Source organism: Sphingomonas trueperi (genome assembly GCF_040545665.1).
In the GTDB taxonomy this organism is placed as follows: Bacteria; Pseudomonadota; Alphaproteobacteria; order Sphingomonadales; family Sphingomonadaceae; genus Sphingomonas; species Sphingomonas trueperi_B.
Genome location: NZ_JBEPMH010000001.1, coordinates 336,768 through 348,848, shown reverse-complemented (window position 1 = coordinate 348,848; position 12,081 = coordinate 336,768). Strand labels below are relative to the sequence as shown.

8 protein-coding genes and 2 tRNA genes are annotated in these 12,081 nt (G+C 65.8%); 3 read left to right on the top strand and 7 right to left on the bottom strand.

Annotated elements, in window-relative coordinates; genetic code table 11:
* Positions 1–4: 4 nt before the first annotated feature.
* The 6 genes from ABIC65_RS01475 to ABIC65_RS01450 all read right to left on the bottom strand — a co-directional run bounded on the left by ABIC65_RS01475 (position 5) and on the right by ABIC65_RS01450 (position 6,697).
* Positions 5–1,273, bottom strand: a complete 1,269-nt coding sequence (locus ABIC65_RS01475) for a nitric oxide synthase oxygenase (protein ID WP_354306427.1) — start codon at positions 1,271–1,273, stop codon at positions 5–7.
* Entirely contained in the window at positions 1,273–2,850 is a 1,578-nt protein-coding gene (locus ABIC65_RS01470) for a B12-binding domain-containing radical SAM protein (RefSeq protein WP_354306426.1), read from the bottom strand. Before ABIC65_RS01470 ends, ABIC65_RS01475 begins: the two co-directional genes overlap by 1 nt.
* A gap of 410 nt (positions 2,851–3,260) precedes the next feature.
* A complete protein-coding gene (locus ABIC65_RS01465; RefSeq protein WP_354306425.1) occupies positions 3,261–3,839 on the bottom strand; it encodes a PEPxxWA-CTERM sorting domain-containing protein in 579 nt (192 codons plus the stop codon).
* Positions 3,840–4,820: 981 nt separating this feature from the next.
* Positions 4,821–4,897 (bottom strand) — tRNA-Pro (locus ABIC65_RS01460).
* Between the two features lie 75 nt (positions 4,898–4,972).
* Positions 4,973–5,048 (bottom strand) — tRNA-Ile (locus ABIC65_RS01455).
* A 65-nt stretch (positions 5,049–5,113) separates the two neighbouring features.
* Positions 5,114–6,697 (bottom strand): ATP-binding protein, encoded by a 1,584-nt coding sequence (locus tag ABIC65_RS01450; protein WP_354306424.1) that lies wholly within the window; start codon positions 6,695–6,697, stop codon positions 5,114–5,116.
* Positions 6,698–6,872: 175 nt separating this feature from the next.
* On the opposite strand from ABIC65_RS01450, the gene ABIC65_RS01445 reads away from it, so the two are divergent.
* Positions 6,873–7,346: an Lrp/AsnC family transcriptional regulator gene (locus ABIC65_RS01445; RefSeq protein WP_093295502.1), complete on the top strand. Its 474-nt coding sequence runs from the start codon at positions 6,873–6,875 to the stop codon at positions 7,344–7,346.
* A gap of 86 nt (positions 7,347–7,432) precedes the next feature.
* On the opposite strand, the gene ABIC65_RS01440 is transcribed toward ABIC65_RS01445, so the two are convergent.
* On the bottom strand, positions 7,433–8,719 hold the full coding sequence (locus tag ABIC65_RS01440; protein WP_354306423.1) for a tetratricopeptide repeat protein: 1,287 nt from the start codon (positions 8,717–8,719) through the stop codon (positions 7,433–7,435).
* 258 nt (positions 8,720–8,977) lie between these two features.
* Here ABIC65_RS01440 and gyrA point away from each other — a divergent pair, with 258 nt between their 5' ends.
* Both gyrA and ABIC65_RS01430 read left to right on the top strand, forming a co-directional pair.
* Entirely contained in the window at positions 8,978–11,722 is a 2,745-nt protein-coding gene (gene gyrA / locus ABIC65_RS01435; RefSeq protein WP_064311440.1) for a DNA gyrase subunit A, read from the top strand.
* 3 nt (positions 11,723–11,725) lie between these two features.
* On the top strand, positions 11,726–12,079 hold the full coding sequence (locus ABIC65_RS01430; RefSeq protein ID WP_354306422.1) for a DUF952 domain-containing protein: 354 nt from the start codon (positions 11,726–11,728) through the stop codon (positions 12,077–12,079).
* The last annotated feature ends 2 nt before the right edge of the window (positions 12,080–12,081 follow it).

Sequence of the window (12,081 nt, the reverse complement as noted above, 5' to 3'; positions counted from 1 at the left end):
CGGCTCAGCGCCGCAGCAGCAGGTCGCGCTGGCGCTGCCAGTTCCACCATCGCCGCTTCAGGCGATCATAGCGCTGCAGCCACTTGTTCCGCCGCCGATCCCGCCGATTGACCCGCAACTGGTTGCCGTCCACCGCACGACTGACGAAGAAGTTGGGAACGGCATGAAGATCCTCCATGCCGAGGTGGAAGACCGGACAGGCCGCGCTGGCCTGGGGCGGCACGATCCACGCCCAGTCCGCCGAGACGGTGCGCCCTTCGCGCTGCTCGCGCTTGACGAACTCCATGAACTGTTCGCTGGCGGTGTGGTGGTCGACAATCTCCACCCCGGCGGCGCGATAGCTGTGCAGCACCGCCGCGTTGAGCTCGGTGAGGGTGCGATCGCGCCATAGCGGGTCCGCGCTTTCCGACGCTGCGAACCCCATCGCCTCGGCAATCCGGGGCAGCAGGTCGTAGCGCTTGCGATCGGCGAAGTCGCGCGAGGCGATCTCGGTGCCCATATAGTGCCCGTTGAACGGCGCACAGGGATATTCAATCCCGCCGATCGTAAGGTGCATGTTGGACACGCACGGCACGGAGTACCAGCGCAGACCCAGCCCTGCGAGCTCGGGATAATCGGGGTGACGAATCGCCACCTCGCGCCGCAGCGTGTCCGGGATCGAAAAGAAATGCCGGAAGCCGCTCGGGTCGCGCAGGATCAGCGGCAGCAGATCGAAGGCGCCGGGCTGCTCGGGCGGCTTCCAGCCCAGGCCGATCGCGGTGCGGGTGAATTCAACGTTCTGGCGATCGCCGAGGATAGACCCGTCCGGCTGCAGATAGCCTGCATATTGCAGCACCTGCGCGCTTTCGACCGTGACCGGCAGCTGATCCCCTTGGGCCGGGGAAAAGATGCTGATGCAGGAGCGGATACGACCGCCAGCGAACACCGCTTCCATATGCGCGAAAATCTGCGCGGCGACCTGCTCGGGCGTTTCCATCGCCCGGCAGTCGCGCACTTCCAGCGACTTCCACCACAGCCGTCCGATGCACCGCGCATGGTTTCGCCATGCCACCCGCGCCCCGAACGCCAGTTCCTCGGGCGTGTGCGCATAGGTGCCGGTACGACGCAGCGCCCGCGCTACCTCGCCGCGCCGCGCCGCAGCAGCGTCGGCAGGCTGCCCTGTCTCCCGCGCGAAATCATCCAGAAAGACCAGCGCTTCCTCGCGGCGTTCGCCGGGGGAAAGGCGCCGCATCCGCCGACGTACCGGGTCGGCGGCGACGAAACGGTCGACCATCACATCATCCCGTCGAACATCCGCGCACCGGGGCGCAGCGTGCGGCGATTGATCGCGTACACTGCTTCCAGCACGCGCGCCTTGGCGCGGCGATACTTGGCGGTCTGGGTGGCGCGCTGATCGGCAAAGGCGCGGCCGAGCACCGGCTTGTGTCCACGAACCAGCAGCTCGGGCACCATACCGTCCTGGACCTGCTGCCACACCGGCGTGTCTTCCAGAATCGAGAAATCGTTGAAGCGGACGCGGTCGATATAGTGCGCGTGCGCCTCCAGGAAGGCCGCCGTTTCCAACAGATCCTCGAACGTCTCGCCGGGATAGCCCTTGAACATGGTGCAGCGCACCGAGATGCCTGCCTCGAAGGCGTGGCGGATGAAGGCTGCATTGCCTTCCACGGTCGACCCCTTCTGCATCAGATCCAGCATGCGCTGGCTGCCGCTTTCCAGCCCGAAGCTGACGCGGCGCATTCCTCCCGCTGCCGCGGCGCGAAGGTCGCTGCGCGACAGGCCGTTATCGGCACGGGTATCGACATGGACCGTGCCGATCCACTGCGCGCCGGGCACAACGTCCTGGGCATGTTCGGCAATACCGCGGAACAGCGCCGGATTGCTGTTCAGCTTCAAGTCGAGGAACAGGAAATTGTTGGTCGCATAGCGGCGCGACTGCTCGCGCATCTCGTGGAGTACCGACTCCAGGCTGCGCGTGCGGAAGGTGCGGCCGTTGACCGAGACCACGTCGCTGCAGAAGCTGCAGCGCGCCCATTGGCAGCCGCGCCCCGTCATGATCGGCACGATTCGGACACGGTAGCGGTCCCAGGGAAAGTCGGCGAAATCGGGTACCGGTGAGCTGTCGAGCGGGCGGAATGGGGGCGCAGGTCGGCTGCGGCGGCCGTCCGGCAACGTAACGCCGTCGAACGCGAGCAAGTCGTTGCCGCGGATGACCGCGTCGATGAGGTCCGGCAGCACCACGTCCGCCTCGCCGCCGAAGATCGCGGCCAGGCCCGGTACGGTGCGCCAGCTGTCCGCCACGCCCTTCATGTTGAAGGCAGGGCCGCCCAGCAGCACCGGCACGCCCGCCGCCTGGGCGCGCTTGCCGATCTCGATGACGGTCGAATGGTGCTGGAGATAGGCGGAGAGCAGCAGGATGTCGGGCTTGTCCGCAAGTGCCTTCGAAATCTCGCGCAATACCCTGGGATGGGGGCGCTGCCGCCACCAGTAGCGCACGCCCCGCGCCGCCCCGCGGACGCCGCGCACCATCGGCGAGGTCGAGAGGTGCAGGCGCCGCATCCAATGGTCGAAGCGCCATTCCACGTGCTCGCGCTCCGCCGCGGGCACGTCGTGCGCCAGCGGCACCAGCAAGCGTGCGTCATGGCCAGCGTTGCGCAGCGACGCCGTCAAGATGCCGACGGCGAGCGTCGGGAAAGTCGCGAAGTTGTTGAGGTCGACGAGCAGCGCGGAATAGCGTGTTGCCGACGCCGCTTCGACGGTCGCGGCAGACGACGGCACGATCGCTGCGCGGCTTCTCGAGTCATTGCCGACGCTGCGATAGCGCGCGCGATCGATCTTGCCCAATGAATGCATGATTCCCCCCGGGGGAGAAATATCGGGGCAAGCTCTTCAACGCAACGATGCAGCTGTCTCAAATCGTTCCACAAACGCACCATTTCAGCTGCAAATTGTCTCACGTTGACAGCCACGCCGAGTGGAGTGTGCATGGATCCCGGTTCTTGCCGGGTTCGGCAGCAAAGAAGCTTGTCGGCAAGCGTTCGCCGGCGATGTGCCGCAATCGGAAGCATTGCCGGCTGCGGTCTTCTGGCTGCCGTCGGCGAGGCAAGATATCTTTCTGTGGCGCCCGCAGGGCCGTCCGACACTCGCGTCCGCACTATCGCCCCCCAGCCTTCTCGCGGAGTCGTGTGCACGCCCCCGCAGCCATAGAAAAAGGGCGGCGCCGCTGCCGGCACCGCCCTTTCCGTAGCTAGGTTCGACGCCGATTAGGCGGCGGCAACCTTCGCGCTGGCGCGACGACGACGCACTGCAGCACCGGCCATGCCGGCGCCCGCGATCATCATGCCCCAGGTAGCAGGCTCGGGGATCGGGCTCGGCGGCGAAGCGAAGCTGAAGCTGCCCGAGATGTCCGAACCAGCGCCACCGGCCTGGTTGAAGGTGAAGGCCACCGAGGCCTTGCCCTTGTCGTAGCCCGAGGCGGCGCTCGGGGTGAAGTCACCAAGCGTGTAGATCGTCACGAAGTTCGTGCCGGTGGTGACCTTCGCCACCGTGCCCGCGAACGAACCGAACACGGCGTTGAACGTGACCGCCGCACCCGAAGTCGCGGTGACCGACGAGGTGAGGAACGACGTGAACAGGCCGACCGACGACAGGTCGCCGCTCGAACCCAGCACGGCGCTGCCGCCGTTGCTGAACGTGGAGCCAGCACCGATCGCCGCGGTGCCGCTCTTAACATTGACCAGACCAGCCGAGAAACCGCCGATGATGGTCGCCGCCGAAGCGGTGGCCGGGGCTGCAACCGCGACGGTCGCAGCAGCCAGCAGGGTGAGAACACGAGTGCGCATAAAACCCCCTAATGGTTAACACGCCGACGGATTGCCGGCAGCGACCTACTCCACGGAAAAGTGCGCTGCGTCAATGATAATGTGCAGTGCAGCACAATGCGATGAAGATAAAATGCGGCAAAATCACAATGCCGATAGCGGACACTCGGCAAAAAACCCGCTTCACATTGCAATTACAGCAGGTTTTGGCGCTCCAACGAGCACACATACTAAACCTTCAGTTTCGTGAAGGTTTTTTATACTCAAATGTGCTTTGCATTCTGGCTCGTTTCTAAGCCAGAAATCCTCGCTATACATCGCAACAACAAAGTTGAACTGCGAAAAACGAGCGCCTCTCGGATGTCGGCTATGCAACCGTGTGGCTTAACCACTTCTTAACCATTTGGTTCCCGTGAAAACGATGCGCAAGCCGCATGGAGACCACCACGGAGGGATTGGCCGCTGAGGATACACGAAGTATATATTCGTTACGGGTACATTCCTAACCTCGGATATTCTGAGCTCCTATCCCAGTGCGGTAATAGCTCTGGGGAATATGACGCTCCGTACAGGATTGCGGACCTACATTTTTCTTGTGCCGACCAGTGATAAAAAACAGTTATTTACGAAGCAGCTTCTGCGACTACATATGTCTATTGTTACGTCATGATAGGTTCATGCTCGTCCACCTTTTGTGGAATTGCGCACGAACCACCTTGGCGGCGACACGATCTGCCTCCGCTTGATGATCTTAGAGACGCGCAAACTGCAGTAGGACGAAGAGCGGGCTCAGACCGTCTATCGATCAGAACGAAATTGCAGGCATGCAACAAATCGCACCGTCAGTGCTCGACCTGCCGAGCACGTTACGGAAAGGCGCACAATATCCGCAGGCAATCTACCGCGTCGTTAATCGTGGAAGAATCTTCGAGCGCACTGTCGGCAGCAACCCGCTCGGCGGGTCCCCGCGGCCTTCGGCCGAATGGCGACCCGAGCCGCCGGTGGTCGGGGAGACAGGATTCGAACCTGCGACCCTCTGGTCCCAAACCAGATGCGCTACCAGACTGCGCTACTCCCCGACGAACCGCTGCGCTTAGAGCGTCCGCATGGCGGACACAAGGCCCAGCAAGCGCAAGGCCAAGCGACATGCACGCTGGTGGGCCCGGCAGGACTCGAACCCGCAACCTAGCCGTTATGAGCGGCCAGCTCTAACCATTGAGCTACAGGCCCCCAGCGCCTGCCTGCCCTAGCGGAGCGCCCACCCGGGCTGCAAGTCCAAGCTGCGCGGGCCTCGGCTAGTTCTGGTGCGCCTGCTCGCGCGCTCCGGGGAGTGCTGCGGGGAGGCGCAGGGTGAGCAGGTCGGGCGCGATGACCAGGCCGCCCCCCAGCTCCCGTGCCAGGTTCCGTGCCAGCCGCAGCGCGAAGCCCGTGCCGAGCAGCGTGCCGTCCTCGTTCTGCTCGTCGTCGATGCCGAGCACCGCCTCGCCCGGATAATGGCCGAGCGCGCGCGGCCGCGCGATGATGATCGCGACATGCTGCTCGCCATCCTGCGCGAAACGCAGCTGCAGCCGCTCGCCCGGCGCAGTGGCGGAGACCAGTGTCGCCATAAGCCGGGCGAGCAGCCGTTCGATCGCGCGGCGGTCGCCGGAGACGGTCATGTCCTCTTGCGGCAGCAGGATCGCCGATCCGCGCAGCGTCAGCAATTCGCCCAGATCGGCGACGATCGCCGACAGCAGCGGGCGCAGCGCCACGCGCCCCTCGCCCAGCGACAACGCCGCGCTTTCGATCCGCGCCGCGAGATCGAGATCGTCGATCGCACCGAGCAACTCGCGCGCCTGCGCACGGATCATCGCCGCCCGGTCGCGATAGGGCTCCGCGACCGGTCCCAGCATCTGCGTCTCGATCATCTCGGCGAAGCCCGCGATCGCATTGGTCGGCGTGCGCAGTTCGTGGACGATCTGGCGGAGCGCATCGGCCTCGAGCGGCGCGCGCACCGGCTCCGCACGCTCGTCCGCACGCGGACGCCGGGCGCTACCGCGATAGCCGGTGAAGCGGCCGGTGATCGGCTCGAACGCCGGCAGCGCCGACAACAGCCAGTCGCCCGCCGCATCCGAGTCGCCCTCGATCGTCAGCCGGGCATTGGTGAAGCCGGCCCGCCGCCGGAACGCCCCCGCCGCGACACCGTCGAGCCGGCTGCCGCGGGCCAGGCCCTGCAGGTCGAGCGAGAGGCCGATCACCGGGGGCCGGCTGACGCCTTCCACCCAGCGCACCACGCCCGCGGCATCGGTCTCGAAGCGGAAATTGCGCGCGCGCTCGGTGCCCGAGACCGCCGCCTTGGCGGCATCGCGATCACGGTGATAGGCCTCGATCCTGGCGACGAGATCGGCAACCGCGAACAGGCCCGCGGGTTCGGCTTCATCCGGCGCGGGCCGGGCCTCCGCACTCTGGTCCGCCAGCACGAAATCCGCCGCGCCGAAGCTTTCGAGTGCGCGCGTCACGGCCGGCGGCAGGTCGCGGCGGTTGCGCAAGACATGCCGCGCGCCAGGTGCCAGCGCCGGGAGCAGCGCGATCCATTCCTGCTCGGACAGGTGCGCATCGCGCAGCACCGGCACCGCGACGCTGAGTTCGTCGGTGGCGAGCAGCCGCACCAGTTCGGCAGGCGGCTGCACACCTTCCAGCGCGCGGGCGCTTGCGGCACGGACGGTCAGCGGCACGGTGTCGCGGATCGAATCGAGCGCCTCCAGCGCACGCGGCTCCAAAGGCACGCGCCCGCGGCCCAGCAGATCGACCAGCTGGCGCCAGGCAAGCGGCGCGCCGGTGGCCGAGCGCAGGTCACCGGCCAGCACCGTCTCCAGCGTATCGTCAAAGCGCAGCGGCAACGCCGTCGTCCCCCAAGGTCCTATCACTCACAATGTGTTCATACCGCCATGCAAGCCATGGTGGAAACAGTCCATTTCGGCACGTCGCAATGTGGGACAATTGCGTTGAAGCGTAATTTTATTATGCTAGGAAGCAGCGATAAGAAACGAACCCACGCAGGAGCCCCAGAAAAAAATGCGATTCGACGAGATCGACGTCCGTATCCTCGGATTACTCCAGGAAAATGGCCGCATGACCAATGTCGAGCTTGCCGAAAGGGTCGGGCTCACCGCCCCGCCCTGCCTGCGCCGCGTCCGCGCACTGGAACAGGAAGGTGCGATCAAGGGATACCATGCCGCGCTCGATCCGAGCGCGCTTGGCTATAACCTCACCGTCTTCGCGATGGTGAGCCTGAAAAGTCAAGCCGAAAGCGATCTCCGTGCCTTCGAGCAGCTGGTCGCCGAAATCCCCGAAGTGCGCGAATGCCATATGCTCAACGGCGAGATCGACTTCATCCTGAAGATCGTCGCGCCCGACCTGCAGAGCTTCCAGACCATTCTTACGACGCGGCTGACCACCGCGCCCAATGTCGAGCACGTCAAGACCTCGCTGACCATCCGCACCGCCAAGGCGCTGCCCGGCGTGCCGGTGCCGGAGTTCAAGGGCTGACTTCCCGATCCACCGCTGCCCGGCGGGCACAAAAAAGGGGCGGTCCCGCGGGACCGCCCCTTTTCTTTTGGCAGATGCCGGCGCGATCAGGAAAGCGCCGGCAGGTCCAGCGCCACCACCCACAGCGCAGCGAGGTCGACCGCCGGGGCGGCCTTGACCTGGCCGAAGCCGGTGCGTGCCTCGTCCTTGCGGCCGAGATTGTACAGCGCGATGCCGCGGTGCAGGTTGACGTCGTCGGTGGCGACGCCGCCCTTCTGCAGCGCGAGGTCGTACAGCTCCACTGCCTTGGCATAGTCGCCCGAGGCGAGGAACGCGTCGCCGGTCTGCGCCGCCATCTTGCCGTTGGCAGCCGCCTGCGACTGCTTGATCAGCGGGGTGAGCGAGCCTTCCGACTTCGACTTGGTCTGCGCCGAGGTGTAGACGCGCGCGATGTCAGCATTGCCTGCCGGCAGCTTGCCGTCCGCACGGCCTTCGTCGATCACCTTCACGGCTTCCCAGGGAAGACCGGCAGCGTTCACCGATTCGGCATAGTCGAGATAGTCGTTCTGGTCGGCCAGCACCTTGGTGGTGCGCAGCAGGCGATAGAGATCGATGCGCTGCGCCGCGGTAAGACGACCGCCTGCCTGGTCCGCGCTGCCGCGCATCACCAGCACGCCCCAGCGCCAGTTCTGCTTGGTCGGATAGTCGGCGATCATCTTCTTCATCCACTCCGCCGTCGCGGCGCGGTTGCCGGTGGCGTAGACGCGCGGAATAGCGAACTGGTACCAGGCGACCGGCGGCTTCTGGCCGGTGGCCTTCACCGACTGGATCGCGCGATCGACTTCGGCGACGGACTCGTTCGGCTTGCCGGTCGCCGCATAGGCGTTGGCCAGCGCGATCGAGATGTCGAAATCGTTGTTGCCGGCCTCACGCGCCTTGGTGAGTCCGTCGATGGCTTCCGGATACTTCTTCTCGTTGAGCGCCTGGTTGCCGATGATCGTGTAGTACTGGCGCTTGTAGATCGGCAGTTCGTTCGGCGGGGTGCGCGGGCTGGCGATCAGGATCGGCAGCGTCTTGCTGAGGCCGGCCAGGTCGTTCTGGCCGATCTGCACGCGGGTGCGCAGATAGGCGGCGTAATATTTCTCGTCGTCGTTCTGGGCGGCCTGGTCCAGCGCGTCGAGCGCGGGGGCGGCGGCAGCCCAGTTCTTGGCCTGGACGGCATCCATCGCCGGCTGCGCGGCCTTGCGGAAGGCATCGCCCACCTTCAGCGCGTTGGGATCTTCCTTCGCGGCGGCGCCCTTCTTGTCCTTCTGAGCCAGCGCCGGCGTCGACACCAGCGCGGTGGAACCCAGCGCAAGCATGGCAGTCAGCGCAAGCTTCGAAACAAACTTCATGTGAAACTCTCCTCGTCGGCCAGGCGGCGTCACGTCATCCTCTAAAGGCGCCCTGTACACCATTCAAGCGCACTTGCCGTGCTAGAAGCACGCTGAACCACGTTTGAATAAGCGCCATTGCGGTGCGGAAACGTTTAGCCCCCGACTTGGCTCCCAATGCTCCCCACGCGCACGCGTACGCGCGGGCGCGGGGTTGGCAGGAGGCATGCGGACGGCTAGAGCCATCACAGCGTAACAAAAACCCGAAAGTCTGTTGCATTGACCGACGAGACCCTGCTCGCCGACCCTTCTGACATTACCCCGATCTCGATCGTCGACGAGATGAAGACCTCGTACCTCGATTACGCGATGAGCGTGATCGTGGCGCGCGCCCTGCCCGACGTTCGTGACGGCCTGAAGCCCGTCCACCGCCGCATCCTCTATGCAGCGCAGGAAGGCGGCTATGTCGCCGGACGGCCGTACCGCAAGTCCGCCCGACTGGTCGGTGACGTGATGGGTAAATACCATCCGCACGGCGACAGCTCGATCTACGACGCGATGGCCCGCATGGCGCAGGACTGGGCGATGCGCGTCCCCCTGATCGATGGCCAGGGCAATTTCGGCTCGATGGACCCCGATCCGCCCGCCGCGATGCGCTATACCGAAGCGCGTCTTGCCCGTGTGGCGACGGCGCTGCTTGACGATATCGAGAAGGACACGGTCGACTTCGTGCCGAACTATGACGGTTCGGAAAGCGAGCCGTCGGTCCTCCCTGCCCGCTTCCCCAACCTGCTGGTCAACGGCGCGGGCGGCATCGCGGTCGGCATGGCGACCAACATTCCGCCGCACAATCTCGGCGAAGTGATCAACGCCTGCCTCGCGTACATCGATAACGGCGCGGTCACGCTCGAGGAGCTGATGGAGCTGGTGCCGGGTCCGGACTTCCCGACCGGCGCGGTGATCCTCGGCCGCTCGGGCTGCCGCTCGGCCTATCAGACCGGCCGCGGCTCGATCCTGGTCCGCTCGCGCCACGAGTTCGAGCAGCGCGGCGAACGCCGCTCGATCGTGCTCACCGAGATCCCCTACCAGCAGGGCAAGAACGCGCTGGTCGAGAAGATCGCCGAGGCCGCCAAGGAAAAGCGGATCGAGGGCGTCTCCGACATCCGCGACGAAAGCTCGCGCGAGGGCGTGCGCATCGTCATCGACCTGCGCCGCGACGCGACGCCCGAAGTGGTGCTCAACCAGATCTGGCGGAACACGCCGGCACAATCGAGCTTCCCGGCCAACATGCTCGCGATCCGCGGCGGCCGCCCGGAACTGCTCAACCTGCGCGACATCATCGAGGCCTTCGTCAAGTTCCGCGAGGAGGTCATCACCCGCCGCTCGAAATTCGAGCTGGCCAAGGCGCGCGACCGCGCGCACATCTTGCTCGGTCTGGTGATCGCGGTCACCAATCTCGACGAGATGGTGAAGATCATCCGCGGCTCGTCGAGCCCGGCCGCCGCGCGCGAAGCCCTGCTCGCCCGCGAATGGCCGATCGCCGAGATCGCGCCGTACATCCGCCTGGTCGAGGCCGTGGATACCGAGGTGACCGGCGACAGCTATCGCCTGTCCGACACCCAGGTCCGCGCGATCCTAGACCTGCGCCTGCACCGCCTCACCGCGCTCGGCCGGGACGAGATTGGCGACGAGCTCAAGGAACTCGCCGATTCGATCGCCGAGCTGCTCGAGATCCTCGGCAACCGCGCCAAGCTCTACGAAGTGCTGCGCGGCGAGCTGGTGCTGATCCGCGATACCTATGCCACCCCGCGCAAGACCGAGATCGCCGCTGCCGCCGACGGCATCGATGACGAGGACCTGATCGAGCGCGAGGACATGGTCGTGACCGTCACGGTCCAGGGCTATATCAAGCGCACCCCGCTCGACGCCTTCCGCGCCCAGGCGCGCGGCGGCAAGGGCCGCGCCGGTATGGCGACCAAGGACGAGGATGCGATCACCGAGCTGTTCGTCACCTCGACGCACACCCCGGTGCTGTTCTTCTCCACGCTTGGCCGCGTCTATCGCATGAAGGTATGGCGCCTGCCCGAGGGCGGCCCCGCCACCCGCGGCCGGCCGATGATCAACCTGCTGCCGCTCGCCAATGGCGAGACCATCTCCACCGTGCTGCCGCTGCCGGAGGACGAGGACGAGTGGGCGAACCTCCACGTGATGTTTGCCACCGCCAAGGGCAATGTCCGCCGTAACAGCATGGACCTGTTCACCAACGTGCCCTCGAACGGCAAGATCGCGATGAAGTTCGAAGGCGAGGATGAGGACGATCGCCTGATCGGCGTCGCGCTGCTCAATGAGGGCGACGACGTGCTGCTGGCAACCCGCGCCGGCAAGGCGATCCGCTTTCCGGGCGAGGATGTCCGCGCCTTCCAGAGCCGCGCCTCCACCGGCGTGCGCGGCATGCGGCTGGCCGATGGCGACCAGGTGATGTCGCTGTCGATCCTCCACCGCTCCGGCGCCAGCCAGGAAGAGCGCGACACCTATCTCCGCTTCGCCCCCTGGAAGGGCGAGCGCGAGGGCGAGTGCGAGCTTGCGCCTGAAAAGTACGAGGAGATGAAGGACCGCGAGCAATTCATCCTCACCGTCTGCGCCAATGGATACGGCAAGCTCAGCTCGGCCTATGAGTATCGCCGCACGGGTCGCGGCGGCCAGGGCATCACCAACATCGACAATATCGGGCGCAACGGGCCGGTGGTGGCGAGCTTCCCGGCAACCAAGGGGCATCAGCTGATGCTCGTCACCGATCAGGCCAAGATGATCCGCATGTCGTTGGGCGACCTGCGCGTCATCGGCCGCAACTCGGCGGGCGTGCGGCTGTTCAACGTCGCGCAGAACGAGCATGTCGTCTCGGCGGCACGCATCGAAGAGAGCGAGGACGAGGCCGAGATGAACCTGGGCGACGGCGCGGTGGCAGGCGAAGCGACCCCGGACGCGGTACCGGGCGAAGACCTCGCCGACGGCGGCGAGGGCTGAGCCATGGCCGACATGCCCCTCACCGCCTACAAGATCCTGACCCGGGACCAGATGGACACGCTCGAGCGCGAGCGTGTCTTCCTCGGCGCCCCAATCGACCTGACGGACGGCTATGTCCATCTCTCCACCGCCGAACAGGCGCAGGAGACGCTGGAGAAGCACTTCGCCGGCCAGACGGGTCTGTGGCTGGCTGCGGTGGATCTCGCCGCGCTGGGCGAGACGGTGCGCTGGGAACCCTCGCGCGGCGGCCAGCTCTTCCCGCACATCTACGGCCCGCTGCCGCTCGACGCGGTGACGGCGTACAGCGAAGTCGCGTACGAGCCGGACGGCAGCCTGCGCCTGCCGGTGGCCGGCTGAAA